This window comes from Rhodococcus sp. ACS1 (genome assembly GCF_002300155.1).
In the GTDB taxonomy this organism is placed as follows: Bacteria; Actinomycetota; Actinomycetes; order Mycobacteriales; family Mycobacteriaceae; genus Rhodococcus_F; species Rhodococcus_F koreensis.
Map to the genome: position 1 here is coordinate 1,112,843 of NZ_NSDZ01000004.1, position 17,388 is coordinate 1,130,230.

The 17,388-nt window shown below is 70.0% G+C and carries 3 protein-coding genes; 2 read left to right on the forward strand and 1 reads right to left on the reverse strand.

Annotated elements, in window-relative coordinates:
• Positions 1-56 precede the first annotated feature (56 nt).
• Positions 57-2,012 (forward strand): aconitate hydratase, encoded by a 1,956-nt coding sequence (locus CJ179_RS17460; RefSeq protein ID WP_095862364.1) that lies wholly within the window; start codon positions 57-59, stop codon positions 2,010-2,012.
• A gap of 28 nt (positions 2,013-2,040) precedes the next feature.
• Complete coding sequence (locus tag CJ179_RS17465; RefSeq protein ID WP_072946312.1) at positions 2,041-2,757, forward strand: M50 family metallopeptidase; 717 nt, start codon at positions 2,041-2,043, stop codon at positions 2,755-2,757.
• Here CJ179_RS17465 and CJ179_RS17470 read toward each other — a convergent pair.
• Entirely contained in the window at positions 2,692-17,367 is a 14,676-nt protein-coding gene (locus tag CJ179_RS17470) for a non-ribosomal peptide synthetase (RefSeq protein ID WP_095862365.1), read from the reverse strand. The genes CJ179_RS17465 and CJ179_RS17470 overlap by 66 nt on opposite strands.
• Positions 17,368-17,388 lie beyond the last annotated feature (21 nt).

Below are 17,388 nucleotides of genomic sequence, written 5' to 3' on the forward strand. Positions count from 1 at the left end.
CGCTGGCCCTCGCCGTGGCTCCGGCGCATGCTGGAGGTACGACGAAGGGATCAGCGATGTCGGACACTGTCGCCCGCAAGGTCATTGGTGCACACCTCCTCGACGGCCGGATGGAACCGGGAGAGGAGATCTCGATTCGGATCGATCAGACCCTCACCCAGGACGCCACCGGAACCCTGGTGATGCAGGAACTCGAGGCGCTCCACCTCGATCGCATCAAGACCGAGTTGAGCGCGCAGTACGTCGACCACAATCTGCTGCAGGCCGACGAGAAGAACGCCGAGGACCACGAGTTCCTCCGCACCGCCGCCCTGCGGTACGGGCTGTGGTTCTCGAAGCCGGGCAACGGGGTCTCTCATCCCACCCACATGCAGCGCTTCGGTGTTCCCGGCAAGACGATGATCGGTTCCGACTCGCACACCCCGGCAGCCGGATCGCTGGGCATGCTCGCGATCGGCGTCGGTGGGCTCGAGGTCGCCATGGCGATCGCGGGTCAGCCCCTGCACCTGCGGATGCCTCAGATCTGGGGTGTGGAGTTGACCGGCAGGCTCCCCGACTGGAGTTCGGCGAAAGACATCATCCTCGAGATGCTCCGCCGCCATGGGGTGAAGGGTGGGCTGAACAGGATCATCGAATACCACGGGGAGGGGCTTGCGACGTTGACGGCGATGGATCGTCACGTCATCGCGAACATGGGCGCCGAACTGGGCGCCACGACGTCCATCTTTCCCGCAGACGACGCCGTCCGCGATTTCCTGCGCTCCGAGAGCAGGGAGGACGACTTCGTGGAACTGCTCGCCGATGCAGGCGCGGAGTACGAGGTACACGAACACCTCGACCTGTCGACGATCGTGCCGCTGATCGCGAAACCGTCTTCGCCGGGAAACGTGGTGCCCGTCCGGGAGGTCGCCGGTGAGGACGTCAGCCAGGTGGTGATCGGGTCGTCCGCCAATCCCGGACTGCGCGACTTCGCGATCGCTGCGGCCATGGTGTCGGGTAGGCAGACCGATCCGAGCGTGAGCTTCGACGTCAATCCGAGTTCGCGGGAGATCCTGGCCGATCTGACCAAGATGGGCGCCACGCTCGAACTCGTTGTAGCAGGCGCGCGAATTCACCAATCCGGGTGCATGGGCTGTATCGGCATGGGCCAGGCGCCGGCTACCGGGCGGAATTCTCTCCGGACGATGCCCCGCAATTTCCCGGGGCGTTCGGGCACCCGCGAGGATTCCGTGTGGCTGTGTTCACCGGAGACGGCGGCCGCGTCGGCTCTCACCGGGGTGATCACCGACCCGCGGGACTGGGCGGAGAAAGAGGGGATGCCGTACCCGGAGATCACACTTCCGGACCACGCGACGGTCAACACGGCCATGCTGGTGGCTCCGCTGCCGGAGGAAGAGGCTCGGCACGTCGAACTCGTGAAGGGACCCAACATCTCGTCCCTGCCCGAGTTTCCACCCCTGCCCGAGCGCATCGAGGCTCCGGTACTCCTGAAGGTCGGTGACAACATCTCCACCGACGAGATCTCTCCGGCCGGGGCACGGGCCCTGCCGTTCCGCTCCAACATTCCCAAGCTGTCCCGGTTCACGTTCACCCAGGTCGACGAGACCTATCCGGCGCGCGCGGAGGAGACGGCGAAGACCACCGGGCATTTCATCGTCGGCGGCGACAACTACGGGCAGGGGTCCTCGCGCGAGCACGCCGCGATCACCCCGCGCTACCTCGGATTGCATGCGGTGATCGCCACCTCGTTCGCCCGTATCCACTGGCAGAACCTCGCCAACTTCGGTGTGCTTGCGCTCGAATTCGAGAACCCGGACGATTACGACACGATCCGGCAGGACGACGTGCTGGTCCTCGACGGAGTGCGGGAGGCCATTCGTTCCGGCCCCCATCTGACCCTGTTCGACTCGACCCGTGACGTGGAGATCCCGGTGCGTCATCGGCTGTCCCCACGTCAGGTCGACGACGTGCTCGCGGGCGGATTAATTCCCCAGCTGGCACGCAGGGAGTGATCAGCCGGTCGCCGTAAACTCGGCGCCGATGAATGGACTTCACTCGCTGTGGGAGCGCATGAGCGCCGTCAGCCCCGCGCCGGCTCCCTGGATCGTTCAGCTCACGGCGGTGGTGGCCGTGATACTCGTCCTCGAACCACACGCCTGGCGAATCACCCGCAATGTGGTGACCATCGTGCACGAGGGTGCGCACCTGGTGGTCGCCCTGCTGTTCGGTCGCACGTTGAAGGGGGTGCGGCTGCACTCGGACACGTCGGGTGTGGCCATCTCGTCCGGTAAACCGACCGGGATCGGCGTGGTCCTCATGACGTTCGCCGGCTACGTGGGTCCCGCCGTTCTGGGTCTCGGCGCGGCCTGGGTGCTGGGCACCCAGCACGCGGTCGCTGTGCTGTGGATCGGTGTCGTGGCTCTCGCGGCCATGCTGATCCTCGTCCGGAACCTGTACGGATTGTTCTCCCTCACGGTGGTCGGGGCGCTGCTGTTCGGGCTCGTGTGGTTCGGCACGCAGGACCAGCAGGTGGCCGCGGCCTATCTGATCACGCTGTTCATGCTCGTCGCCGCCCCGAGACCGGTCCTGGAACTGCAGCGTCAACGGGCCCGCGGCGCGGCCCCGGAGTCGGACGCGGATCAACTGGCGCGGCTCACCCACGTTCCCGGCATCGTGTGGGTGGGATTGTCCCTACTCGTCACGCTGAGCTGTCTCGCGCTGGGTGGCTGGTGGATTCTCCGTCCCGTCGGCGGCTGAGATGCAGTCGAGGTAGCCGGCCAGGATCGGTCCGATGACGGCCAGCGCCTCCGGGTCGGTCATCTGCGCGTGCGGGCGGTCGACGGTGTGGGCGATCACGTCCCCGCCGATCCACGGGCGCCACGTCGCGCACGCGGCCGTGGGCCGGGAGCCGTCGCTGGCCGCGCCGAAGAACAGCAGGCTGCCGTCGAAGTGCCCGGGCACGAAGTCGGCGGCGGCGTCGATAACGTCGACGTAGTCCTCGTACAACCGGGCCAACTGTTCCGGACCCAGCTGTTCCGATGCGCCGCCCCCGAATTCCGCGAGCAGTTCCGGCAGTGTCGGTGCCGGGATGTCCCGCTCCGCCGACGCGTAGCTGTCGATCATCGCCAGCACACGCACGTCCTCGCCGCACGAGCGCAACTCGACCGCCATCGCGTGCGCGATCACGCCGCCCACGGAGTACCCGAGCAGGTGGTACGGCCCCCGCGGCTGCACGCGGCGGATCTCCCGCACGTAGCGAGCGGCGCGATCCGTGATCGTCGTCAACCGGTCGCCGCCTTCGGTCACGGCGGGGGATTGCACACCCCAGACCGCGCGGTCGGGGCGCAGATGCGCGGTCAATCCCGAATAGCACCAGGCCAACCCGACGGCCGGATGGATGCAGAACAGCGGCTCCCGTTCGCCGTCCGCTCGCAGCGGCAGCAGCACCTCGAGCGCCGCGGAGGCGTCGGAGGCGGCGGCGAAACTCGACGAGATCCGCGCGGCGATGCTCTCCGCGGTCGCGTCGGTGAAGAACCAGTCGAGGCGGACCTCGACGTGCGTCGATGTGTGCAGCCGCGACGCCGCCCTGGTCGCGGACAACGAGTTGCCGCCCAGCTCGAAGAAATTGTCGTCCAGCCCCACCAGACCGGTGCCCAGCACGTCCGCGAACACCGCGGTGACCAGTTTCTCGGTGCGGGTCGTCGGGGGACGGAACCGCTGCGCCCGTGGCACACCCGGATCGGGGAGCGCCCGCCGATCCAGTTTGCCGTGGGGGGTCGACGGCAGTGCCTCCAGCACCACGATCTGGTTGGGCACCATGTACCGGGGCAGTCGCTGCGCCAGTTCCGCCGACACGGCACGGGTGTCCACGTCCGCGCCCGGACGCGGCACGACGTAGCCGACCAGCCGGGACCCCGTGGCCGGGGATTCGTAGACGGCCGCCGCGGACTGCGCGACGGCGGTGTTGCGGCGCAGCGCCGTCTCGATCTCCTCGAGTTCGACGCGCTGACCCCGGATCTTCACCTGGAGATCCCGCCGGCCGAGGTAGTCGATCGTGCCGTCGCGCCGGCGACTGACCACGTCGCCGGTCCGGTACATCCGCTGACCGGGCGGTCCCCACGGATTGGCCGGGAATCGGGAGGCCGTCGTCCCCGGCTGCCCGAGATACCCACGGGCCAACTGGGCGCCCGACAGGTAGAGCTCACCCGGGACGCCGGCAGGCACCGGATGCAGCCGCGAATCCAGCACGAGTGCACCGACACCGTTCTGCGGCACACCGATCGGGACGGTCGTATCGACAGGACCGACGACCGTGCGGGTCACGGCGACGGCCGTCTCGGTCGGGCCGTACTCGTTGTAGAGCACCGTGACCGGGCACCGTGCGTGGAAACGGTGGGCGGTGTCCGGCGGCAGAACCTCGCCGCCGCAGGACACCTGCCGCAGTGACGTGAGATCCGCGTCGGGGACCGCGAGGATCTCGGCCAGCATCAGCGGAAGGAAGTATCCGGCGGTCACCCGGTGCCGACCGATCAGCTCGGCGAGATGCCGGGGGTCGCGGTGGCCGTCCGGGCGGGCGATCACCAGCCGCGCACCGGCGATCAGCGGCCACCAGAATTCGCGGACCGAGGCGTCGAACGTGTACTGCAGCTTGAGCATCACCGTGTCGCCGGCACCGAGCGGGTCGGTGTCCTGCCGCCAGGTCAGGAAGCTCACGACGGCCGCATGGGTCACGACGACCCCCTTGGGGGTGCCCGTCGATCCCGACGTGTGGATCACGTACGCGGGGTTCTGCGCCCTCAGGGGAGCGGTCCGGTCGCGGTCGGAAATCGGCGACGGATCGACCCCGGACAGGTCCACCCGGTCGACGACGACGAGCCGTGTGTCCGCGGGCAGGACGTCGGCGAGGTCGAACCGATCGCGTTCGGTGGTGAGGACGACCCGCGCGTCCGAGGCGCGGATGATCTGGGCGTTGCGCTGCGCGGGCTGGTCGGGGTCGATCGGCACGTACGCCGCGCCCGTTTTCGCGACGGCATACATTGCGACGAGGAGATCGGCGGAGCGGCGAATCGCCAATCCCACCAGAGACTCCGGGCCTGCACCTGCGTGGATCAGGTGGCGGGCGAGCCGATTGATCTGACGGTCGAGTTCACCGTAGGTGAGCACGCGGTCGCCGGCGACGACCGCTTCGGCGTCCGGCGACGTGGCGACGTGCCGCTCGAACAGATCGACGAGGGTCTCACCGGAAGACGGCGCCGCGACCGGGACATCCGGGTCCGGATCGACGAGGGCGAGGTCGCCGACAGCCCGATGCGGTTGCGCGACAGCCTCGCTCAACGTCCGGAGGAATCGTTCCCCCAGGTCCACGACCGTGTGATGGTCGAACAGGTCGGTGGCGTAGGTGAACACAGCCGTGCGCCGGGTGCGTTCCGTCGACGGGCCGGGATCGGCGGTCACGGTGAGCTGCAGGTCGAATCGGGCCGACCGGGTGGGGGGAGTCGTCGCCGACACCCGCAGTCCGGGCAGGGTGAGCGGGGTGTGGTCGAGGTTCTGGAACGCCAGGGCCACCTGGAACAGGGGATTGCGGGCGCGTGACCGGGTGGGGTCGAGCGCCTCGACCACGGTCTCGAACGGGACGGTGGAGTGCGCGAACGCGTCGAGGTCGTCCTCCCGCACCCGGCCGAGCAGGTCCGCGAAGCTTTCCGCGGGACTCACCTCGGTGCGCAGAACCAGGTTGTTGACGAACATGCCGACCAGTTCGTCGAGCGCCTGATCTCCGCGTCCGGCGACGGGGGTACCGATCACGATGTCCGTGGACCCGCTCAGCTTCGCGAGCAGCACGGCGAACACGGCGTGCACCACCATGAACGGGGTGACGGCGCACGTCGACGCGGTGTGCTCGACGGCGCGGTAGAGCGCGTCGTCGAGCGCGAATTCGACGGTGCCGCCGCGGTGCGACGCGATGGCCGGATGCGGCCGGTCGGTGGGTAGCGACAACTGTTCCGGCGCACCGGACAACGTGTCCTTCCAGTACGACAGTTCCCGCGCCGCGACGGACCGCGGATCGTCGCTCTCGCCCAGCAGTTCGTGCTGCCACAGGGTGTAGTCCGTGTACTGGACGGGCAGTGGGGCCCACCGCGGCGCCTCGCCCGCGACCCGGGCCTTGTAGGCGGTCATCAGATCGTGGACGAGCAGCGCCACCGAGAACCCGTCCGCGCTGATGTGATGGACCATGACGGCGAGCACCCACTCGTCGGTGGCGAGAGCGAACAGCCGGGCGCGGATCGGCGGTTCGGCGCCCAGGGTGAAACCCTGCGACGCGAACGTCGCGACCCGCGCGGCGACGTCGCCCCTGGCCACGGATATCGGCCGGAGGGACGGGGTGGCCCGAGCAACCGGGATCACCTGCTGGTACGCGACGCCGTCACTGTCGGGATACAGGGTGCGCAGCGGTTCGTGCCTGCCGACCACATCCGCCACGGCCGCGGTGAGGGCGGCGACGTCGAGTGTTCCGTCGAGCCGCAGCGCCATCGGGATGTTGTATTCGGGGGAGCCGGGTGCGAGGCGGGCGAGGAACCACAGTCGTTGCTGCGCAGGCGACAGCGGTACGCGGGGCGGGCGCGGACGCACGGTCAGGGGCACGTGCGCCGCGCCGTCGGTCTGCTCGGTGACGGCCGCCGCGAGTGCGGAGACGGTCGGGGTGTCGAAGACTGCGCGCACCGGCACCGACGTCTCCAGCGCGGCACCGATCCGGGACACGGCGCGTGTCGCGGACAGCGATGTGCCACCGAGGGCGAAGAAGTTCTCGTCGCGTCCCACGAGGTCGAGCCCGAGGACCTCGGCGAACGCTGTCGCCACCACCCGCTCGGCGGGTGTGTGCGGGGCCTCGAAGTCGGTTGCGGCCGGAACGGGGTCGGGCAGCGCCGAGCGGTCCAGTTTCCCGTTGACGGTGAGCGGCACGGCGTCCACGACGACCACGATCGCGGGTACCAGTAGTGCGGGCAGGCGCGTCGACGCAAAGCGGATCAGCTGCTCCGGATCGACCGTCTCGCCCCGCTCCGGGAGCACGTACGAGACGAGTGCGTCGACACCGTCGCGCAGTTCGCGCACATCCGTCGCCGCGAACCGCACGCCCGGGTGGGTGAGGAGGGTCGCGTCGATCTCGCCGAGTTCGATTCGCACACCCCGCAGTTCGATCTGGGCGTCGTTGCGGTACAGGTACTCGATCGACCCGTCGCGGCACCACCGGCCCACGTCGCCCGTCCGGTACATCCGGTCCCCGGCGCTGCCGAACGGGCAGGCGACGAACCGTGCGGCGGTGAGCGCAGGCCTGCGATGGTAGCCGCGCGCGACGCCCGGACCGCAGACATAGAGTTCGCCGGCCACCCCTGTCGGAACCGGGTGCAGGCGCGCATCCAGCAGGACTACCGCGGCGCCGCGGACCGGGTGGCCGATGGTGACCGGCTGATCGGCCACCAACGGGTCGCTGATCGTCGTCATCACCGTCGTCTCGGTCGGGCCGTATCCGTTGAACAACGACATGTGTCTCAGCGGCGCCCACACTTTCACGAGGTCCGGCGGGCAGGGTTCGCCGCCCACCACGACCACCTGCAGGTCGTGCAGGCCGCGGGGGTCGACCGTCGCCAGCACCGTCGGCGTGGTGAACACGTGGCTGACCCGCTCCCCGGCCAGCACGTCCGTGAGCGGATCGTCGCCCTGCACCGTCGGAGGTGTGAGCACCATGCAGGCGCCCGCACCGAGAGCGAGCAGAATCTCCAGCACCGCGCCGTCGAAGCCGGGGGACGACGCATGCAGTGTCCGCGAGGCCGCCGTCACCGCATAGCGCTCCCGCTGTTCCGCCGTGAAATCGGCGAGACCGGTGTGGGTCACCGCCACGCCCTTGGGTTTTCCCGTCGAACCGGACGTGTAGATCACGTATGCGGGGTGACGCACCTCCAGCGGCCGCGAACGTTCGGAGTCCGCGATCGCGGCCGAAGAGTAACCGCGACATTCGGTTCGGAAGTCCGGGGAGTCGAGCAGCAGCCAGTCCGTCCCGTCCGACAGGGCCGCGCGCTCCGCGACGGTGGTCAGCCCGAGTGCGGCGCCGGAGTCGTCCAGCAGGTACTCGATCCGCGCGGCGGGGTAGCGCGGGTCCACGGGCACGAACGCGGCCCCCGTCTTCGCGACGGCCCACACCGAGACGACGGACAGCGCCGAGCGCGGCAGCGCGAGAGCGACGATCGTCTCGGGTCCGGCCCCGCGCCGCATCAGCGCCCGGGCGAGACGATTCGACGCGGCATCCAGTTCGCGATACGTCATGGTCCGCCCGTCCGCCGTCAGCGCCGGACCCGCCGGATTCCGTTCGGCGGCCGCCGACATCAGGTCGGGCAGCGTCCGCGGCGGCAACGACGGCGCACCGGCGTGGCGTGTCGCCTTCTCCTCGCCGCCCCGGACGTCGATGTCACCGATCACCACGCGCGGATGGGCGAGTGCGGTGTGGAGCACCCGCCGGAACCGGTCCGCGAACCCGGAAACGGTGGCCTCGTCGAACAGGTCGGTGGCGTAGGTGAAGACGCAGGAGAGGGGTCCGGGGCCGCCGTCGCCGTCGAGCGATTCGGAGACGGTGAGCTGGAGGTCGAATTTCGCCGTGTGCGTGTCGATCTCGACGACAGCGGCGGTGACCTCCGGCAGATCGACCACGACCGGTGCCGTGTTGTGATAGGCGAGCGCCAGCTGGAACAGCGGATTGCGACCACGCGACCGCTCCGGCGCGACCGCCTCCACGATCTCCTCGAACGAGACGTCCGAGTGGGAGTAGGCGGCGAGGTCGACGTCCCGCACGCAGGCGAGGGTGCCGGCGAACGAGTCGTGGAGTGCGAGGTTCGTCCGCAACACCAGGGTGTTGACGAACATCCCGACGAGGTCGTCGAGTGCGCGCGGCCCGCGCCCCGCGATCGGAGTGCCGATCACGACATCCGCGGTGCCGCCGAGTCTGGCCGCGAGGACGGCCAGCGCCGTCTGCACGACCATGAACGGAGTGGCGTCGTGGGTGCGCGCGAGGGCACGAATCTGCCGGTGCGCCTCCGCGTCGAGGGTGAACGCGACGTCGGCGCCGCGATGCGTCGCGACCGGCGGGCGGGGACGGTCGAACGGCAGGGTGAGCAGTTCGGGCATCCCGGACAGGGTCTGTCTCCAGTACGCCAGACCCGGCTGCCGGTCCCGCAGTTCACGCTGCCAGAGGGCGTAGTCGGCGTAACGGACCGGCAGTGGCGTCCACACCGGTGTGCCACCCTGCACCCGCGCGCGGTACGCCGTCATCACGTCCCGGGCGAGCGGTCCCAGCGAGAACCCGTCGGCACTGATGTGATGGACGACCAGGGCGAGCACCCACTCGCCGGCACCGACCGTGAGAAGTTCGGCGCGTACCGGGGGTTCGGCGGTGAGGTCGAATCCCGCCGACAGCAGTTCCCGCACCCGGCCGGCCGGGTTCGGCGTCTTCCACACCGTGCACGGCGGAACGGCGGTCGCGGGGAGAACGTGCTGGCACGGTATCCCGTCGTGCTCGGGATAGACGGTGCGCAGGGGTTCGTGGCGGTCGATCACGTCACGCATGGCCGCACACAACGCCGTTTCGTCCACGGTGCCGGTGAGGCGGAGCACGACGGGAATGCTGTCGGTGGCCGAGAGTCCGTCGAGCCGGTTCAGGAACCACAGACGTTGCTGGGCGAGGGACAGCGGCACGTGGGCGGCCGGGGCGCGGGCGACCAGCGGAGCCTGCGCGGTCTCGTGTGCGCGGTCCGCGAGATACGCCGACAGTTCCGCGACCGTCGGGTGGTCGAACAGTGCACGGAGGTCGACGGTGGTTCCCAGCGCCGCTCCGACGCGGGCGGCGGCCTGCGCCGCGGTCAGCGAGTTTCCTCCGGCGGCGAAGAAGTTGTCGTACCGTCCCACGGACGCGGTGCCGGTCACCTCCGCGAACACGAACGCGATCACGTCCTCGGTGGGTGTGGCCGGCGGATCGGACGCAGGCCTCGCGGGCGAGGGTTCCGGCAGGGCGGCGCGATCCAGCTTTCCGCTGGACGTGACGGGCAGTTCGGGAAGCGGGACGAAGGCGGACGGAATCATGTAGGCCGGGAGCAGTCCGGCGAGACGGCCGGCGATCCGCCGCTCGTCCGGCGGTGCACCGTCCGCGGCCACGATGTACGCGATCAGCCGGTCTCCGGCGTCCCGGTCGCGGTGCACGGTGACCGCCGCTCGGGTCACCGCCGGGTCGGACGTCAACGCGGTTTCGATCTCGCCGGGTTCGATGCGCTGGCCGCGAAGTTTGACCTGGAAGTCGCTGCGCCCGAGGTACTCGAGCCTGCCCGCCCCGTTCCACCGCACCACGTCGCCGGTGCGATACATCCGCCCGCCCGTTCCGCCGAACGGTTCGGCGACGAAGCGTTCGGCCGTCAGGTCGGGGCGTCCGGCGTAACCGCGCGCCAGGTACGCACCGGCAAGATACAACTCGCCGCTCGTCCCGACCGGCACCGGTCGCAGCCGGCGGTCGAGCACATACGTACGTACGTTGTGGACGGGACCGCCGAGGGAGACCACCGCGCCGATCTCGTTGCCGTCGATCGACTCCGACGTCGCCACCGCGACCTCGCACGGGCCGTACCAGTTGTACAGCGCAGCCGCACTGCGTTCCGCGAATCGTGCTGCCGTCGCCGCGGACAGCGACTCGCCCGCCGAATACACGCGACGCACAGTCGAGGGCACCTGCGGCCCGCACTGCGCCAGGAAGGCGTCGAGCATCGACGGAACGACATGGAGCGTCGTGATCGACTGCTGCGCGACGGTCCGCGCCAGATAGGCGGGGTCCTGGTGTCCGCCGGGTTCGGCGACCACCACCCGTGCGCCGGTGTGTAAGGGCCAGAGCAGTTCCCACGAGGAGATGTCGAACGTGAGCGGGGTCTTGTGCAGCACCGCATCGGTACCGTCGAGCGGCGTCAGCGTCTGCGCCCACCGAAACTGGTTGACCATCATCTCGTGCGTTACCGTCACGCCCTTGGGCCGTCCCGTGGAACCGGATGTATAGATGACGTACGCGGCGTTCGCCGGGCGCAACGGTGCACGTCTCTCGGAATCGGTGATCGGTCGTGGGTCGTACCCGGCGACGTCCAGCCGGTCGAGGTCCACGACAGCGACTCCGTCCGGGACCGTGCCGTTCCCGGCACCGGACGTGAGGACCAGTGCTGTCGAGTCGAGTACGAGGGCGGTCCGTCCGGGCGGGTGCCCGGGATCCACGGGTAGATAGGCGCCGCCGGCCTTCAGCACCGCGTGCAGCGCGACGAGAAGCCGAATCGAACGGGGAACCGCCACCCCGACGACGCTTTCCGGTCCGACGCCCCTCGCCACGAGATACCGGGCCAGCCGGTTCACCCGTGCGTCGAACTCCGCGTACGTCAACCGATCCGCGCCGAACTCCACCGCCACGGCACCGGGCGAACGCTGGACCTGCGCGTCGACCAGGTCCACCAGGGTGGTCGAGGGCACCGGTGCGTCCGTCGCGTTCCAGGTGCGCAGCACCCGCTCCCGCTCCGCCGCACCGAGAAGGTCGAGGCTGCCGAGGGCGACGTGCGGATCCCTGCCCATGCAGTCGAGCACGCGGCCGACCCGTGCGAGCAGGGCCGCGCCGTCGTAGCGCGGTGACCGGCATTTCGCCGTCAGCCGCAGGGTCGGGGCCGCCGTCACCGCGAGCGTCACGGCGTAGTGCGAGGCGTCGTGTGCGTGAACGCCGTCCAAGGTCAGTCCGTCCGTGGGTTCCGGCAGCGCGGTGCGGTCCACAGGGTACGACTCGAACGCGACCAGTGTGTCGAACAGGGGCGCGACCCCGACCGCCCGCTGAATGTCTGCGAGGCCCAGCCAGTGGTGTTCGAGCAGGTGAACGTGCTCGGCCTGCAGGCGGGTGAGCAGCGCGGCGACGTCGATGCCGGGATCGAGGGGGATCCGCACGGGGACGGTGTTGACGAACAATCCCACCGCGCTCTCCACGCCGGCGAGTTCCGGGGGCCTGCCGGAGACGGCCTCGCCGATCACGACGTCGTCGCGTCCGGTCGCCCGCCCGAGGACGATTCCCCAGGCCGCCTGGACGATGGTGCTCAGCGTGACTCCGAGTTCGCTCGCGCGGGCCGTCAGCCTGCGGGTGTCCTGCTCACTCAGTTCCAGCACCGACTCGGACGTGGTGGGGGTGTCGTCCGCCGGCGCGGCCGGCTCGGTGATGCCGTCGAGCGCCGCGACCCACGCCCGCGCCGAGGCGTCGGTGTCCCGCGCCGCGAGCCACTCCAGGAAGTCGCGATAGGGGCTCGAATCCGGCCGCTCGGTGCGGGAGTCACCGCCTCGGTAGGCGGTGAGGAGTTCACGCACCAACAGCGGCATGGACCAGCCGTCCAGCACGATGTGGTGGGCGGTGATCGCCAGTTCGGCACTGTCAGGACCCCGCGACAGCAGTGTGAACCGAATCAGCGGTGGGGCCGACAGGTCGAAGCGCGTGGCGCGGTCGTCGAGCAGGATCTGCTCGGCACCGGTATCGGTGACGTCGACGTGCCGCCACCGCGGCGGCACGTCGCCGAGTACGAGTTGCACCGGGACGCCGCGACCGTCGCGCACGAAGGCGGTGCGCAGATTCGCGTGCCCCGCGAGGACGGCGCCGCACGCGCTTCGGAGCCGGTCCCGGTCGAGGTGCCCGGACAGGGTCAGGACCACCTGCATCGCGTAGGGATCGCCCTCCGCGCCTGCGAGCGCCGCGTGGAACAGCAGCCCCGACTGCAACGGTGTCAGCGGCCACACGTCGAGCAGACCCGGACGGTCGCGTTCCCATTCCTCGATGTCCTCGCGGTCCACGGCGACCAGCGACAGGTCGGACGGCGTGAGCACACTCGTGTGTGGGGAACGCGCCACCGCGGCGAGGGCTGTCAGCGCCTGCTCCCACAGATCGGCCAGAGCCCGTACGTCTTCTGCCGCAATCGCACCCGTCGGGAAGGCGAACGTGGCGTCGAGGGCGCCGTGGGTGGTGAACGCGGTGATGTCGATCAGCGCGGTGACCGGCATCGACGGTTCGGCGGAGGAGAACACGGCGGGGCCGTCCCGCACCGGCCGCCAATCATGCTCGGAATCAGTGTTGTCGAGCCGTCCGAGGTAATTGAACGCGATCTGGCCGGTCTCGTCCCCCGGACCCCGCAGCAGGCCGTAACCGATGCCCTTGTCGGGCACCGCCCGTAACTGTTCCTTGACCACCGTGATGGCGGCGCCGGCGTCGTCCAGGTCGAGGTCCCCCAGGTCGAGGCGGATCGGAAAAATACTGGTGAACCACCCGACGGTGCGGGACAGATCGGCGCCGGGCAGCACCGCCTCCTCGCGGCCGTGGCCCTCGAGCCGGATCATCGGCGCCGTGGCCGGTCGTCCGCGGCGGCGTTGCCACTGCCCGAGCGCGAGGGCGAGGGCGGTGAGGAGTGCGTCGTTGACCTCGCAGCGGAAGGCGGCCGGAACGTCGGTGAGGAGCGAGTGCGTTGCTGATGTACTCGTGTGAATCCGGTCCACCGTCGAATTCACGTCACGTCGCGGGTCGAGTGGTCGGGTGCCGAGCGGCGGATCCTCGACCGAGGTCATAGCGCGCCAGAATGACAGTTCGGACCTGCGGCCGGTGCGCTGCGCCTCCTCGGCCAGTCCGTGTGACCACCGGCGCAGGGACGTGCCGACAGGAGAAAGGCTGGGCGACGCTCCCGCCTCGAGTTGCGCCCACGCCGCGGCGAGGTCGCCGATCAGGATCCGCCACGAGACCCCGTCGACCACCAGGTGATGCGCGACGAAGAGCAGCCGTCCACGACGCTCGGTCTCTTCCGGTCCGGGATCGAGCCAGACGCACTGCATCATCACGCCCGCAACCGGATTCAACCGCCGGACCGCCGCCTCGTGCTGGTCCCGCGTCCGCTGCGCGGGGTCGGCGTCGGCGGGTAGCGTGACCCGCGTGATCGTGCCGTCCGGCAGCGGTGCGCCGGCCGGGCTCACCGTGAGGAATGCCGTCCCGTCGGAGTGGCGTCCGAGGCGCGCCCGCAGCGCGTCGTGCCGATCGACGACGGCGCCGATCACCGTGTGCAGTTTCTGCGCGTCCACACCCCGCGGCAATTCCACCACCACAGCCTGTGCGTACCGGTCGACGACCCCGACGCGGTCGAAGAGGAACCGGGCAGCCGGGGGGAGTGGCATCTCGCCGATCCCGCCGCCGGGGAGTTCCTCGAGGGTCGGTCCACTCGGGTCGTCGCCGGCGACGACGCCGAGTCGGGACACTGTCCGCTGCTCGAACACGTCACGCGGGGTGAACGACACTCCGGCGCTCCGCGCCCGGGCGGCGAGCTGAATCGCCATGATGCTGTCGCCGCCGAGCGCGAAGAACGACTCGTCCACACCGAAATCGGACGTCCCGAGGATGTCGGCGTAGAGGGCGTGGAGCGTCCGTTCCCGGGCGCCCTCGGGAGCGACCCTGATCGACGGCCGGGCGTGCGGCTCGGGAAGGGCAGCGCGATCCAGCTTGCCGGACGGGGTCAGCGGAAGGTGGGGGAGCACGACGACGTCGGCAGGCACGAGATGCGGGGGCAGTTCGGCGGTGAGGAACGACAGCAACTCCCGCTCCGCCACGGCGTCGGCGCCCACGTACGACACGAGCTGATCACCGGTGGCCTGCGAGCGAATCACGGTGACGGCGAACCGAACCGCCGGATGTCGGCGGAGCGTGGCGTCGATCTCTCCGGGTTCGACGCGCAGGCCCCGCAGGTTCACCTGCGCGTCACTGCGGCCGAGGTACTCGAGTTCGTGGTCGCGGGTCCAGCGGACCGTGTCGCCGGTGCGGTACATGCGGGTACCCGGTGGTCCGTACGGATCGGCGACGAACCGTTCCGACGTCTGCCGGGCCCTGCGGTGATACCCGCGGGCGAGGGCCGGTCCCGCGACGTACAGTTCGCCGGCCACGCCGACGGGAACCGGGCGCAGCCGGTGATCGAGGACCACTACCCTCGTGCCGTCGATCGGCCGGCCGACGGTGACCAGTGCGGAGCTGCGGAGGGGACCACTGACGGTCGCCATCACGGTGGTCTCCGCCGGGCCGTAGGCGTCGATCATCCGGCACCGGGACGCCCACCGCGACACCAGTTCCGGTGGGCACGCCTCCCCGGCGACGACCAGGGTGCGCAGACCTTCGACCTCGGCGGGCTCCATCGACGCCAGCACCGACGGGGTGAGGACCGCGTGGGTGACTGTTTCGGCGGTCATCAGCCGCGCCAGCGGGGATCCGCCGTATGCCGCGGGCGGGGCGACGACCAGTGCGGCACTGGAACCGAAGGCCATCAGCATCTCGAAGACCGAGGCGTCGAAACTCGGCGACGCGACGTGCAGAACTCTCGCCGACCGGTCGAGGTCCAGTCGGGTGCGCTGCGCGGAGACCAGATTCGCGATCCCACGGTGCGTGACCACCACCCCCTTGGGGGCGCCGGTCGACCCGGAGGTGTAGATGAGATACGCGGCGTCGTCGAGTCGTGTTGCCGGCGTGCCGAAACTGGGGCTTCCGGAGCGGGCGGCCTCGTCGAGCAGCAGCCATTCGGTGCCGTCCGGCAACGTGGAGACGAACTCCGCGGAGGTCAGCCCGATCGCCGCGCGGGAGTCGTCGAGCATGTGCCGAACACGCGGCGCCGGGTACGTCGGGTCCACCGGCAGGAATGCGGCACCCGTCTTCGCGACGGCCCAGACCGCGCAGAGATAGTCGAAGGACCGTGGGAACGCCAGCGCCACCACGTCGCCGGACCCGACGCCGAACCGTGCCAGCGTCGATCCGATCCGATCCGACCACTCGTCGAGTTCCCGGTAGGTGACCTCCCGGCCGGCGTCGACGACGGCCGTCGCGTCCGGGTCCCGGGCGGCAGCAGCGCGGAACACGTCGGCGAGAGTGACCGGCACACTGCCCGGCGGTCCGGGGCAGGGGACCAGCGCCGCGGTTTCGTTTTCCATGAGGACGGGGAGATCACCGATCGGGTGCGCGGTCTCGGCGTCTAGGAAGCGCTGGAAATACCGCAGGAATCTGGTGTGGTGACCGTCCAGCTCGTCCTGCGAATACAGTCGCGGATTCGCCTTGAAGTCGAGATGCACGCGTCCGTGGGGACCGGAGCGGTACAGGTTCACCAGCAGGTCCTCGATCGGACCCGAAGACAGCACGTGCAATTGACTCCGCAGGGAACCGAGTTCGAGTTCCTCCGGGAACAGCATGATGTTGACGGCGGGGCCGAACAGCCGCGGCCCGGACAGCGCGTCGCCCAGATCGGCGCGGATGTCCTCGTGCCGGTACCGCTGATGCCGCAGGGCACCCGACATCACGAGACGCGTGCGGGCCACCAGATCACCGACGGTCGCCGTCCCTGCACCCGGGATCCGAAGCGGCACAATATTGGACACCATCCCGCCGGACCGGCGCAGCGCCGCCGTCGTGCGAGCCGACACCGGCAGGCTGAGCGTGACGTCGTCCTGGCCGGTCGTGCGCGCCAGAAAGCCGGCGACCGCGCAGACCGTGAGTGTCGCAGGATTGACCCCGTGCGCCGCCGCGCATTTCTCGAGCCGATCGACCAGTTCGGTGGACAATATTCCGCTGACGTCCCGGGAACCGGCGGCCGCAGGCGCGGGGCCGCGCGCGAGGGTGCTCGGGTGGGTGACGCCACGCATGGTGTCGGTCCAGTACTCCCGGTCGGCGTCCCGGCGCGCCGAGTCGCGGTAGTCGATCTCGAGGTCGTGAATGCGTCGCAGGCCGAGGGTCCTGCTCGCGGGCGGCGGCAGTCCGTGCACCGCGGCCGTGTAGAGCGCGGCGATCCGGTAGACCAGCGTGATGGACCCGAAACCGTCCATCGCGACGTGGTGGGCGCGCGAATACCAGAAGTAGTGGTCGTGCCCGACGTGGAGAACGTACGAGACGGTCAGGCGGTCGCGCCGGACGTCGATCGGTTCGGCGGGCTCGGCGCGCATCCACGCGTGCGCCGACGTCTCGGGGTCCGGGACGTCGCGGAAGTCGACGTAGCCGACGGTCGCGTCGAGGTTCGGGTCCACCCATTGCCGCGGCTGACCGCCGACCTCGGTGATCTGCAGGAAGAACGACTCGAACTCGGCGGCAGCGCGAGCACACGCCGACGCGAGAGCGCTACGGTTCAGCGCGCCGCGGATGTCGACGTACTGGGCGACCGACACGGGAACGGCAGGGTCGACGCGCTGCGCGAGCCACATCCCCATCTGTGCGGGCGACAGCGGATAGGCGCGCGCCGGCGAGTCTCCGGGACCAATCGGGGTCGGTGAACTCATCGCTGACTTCTCTCACGCATC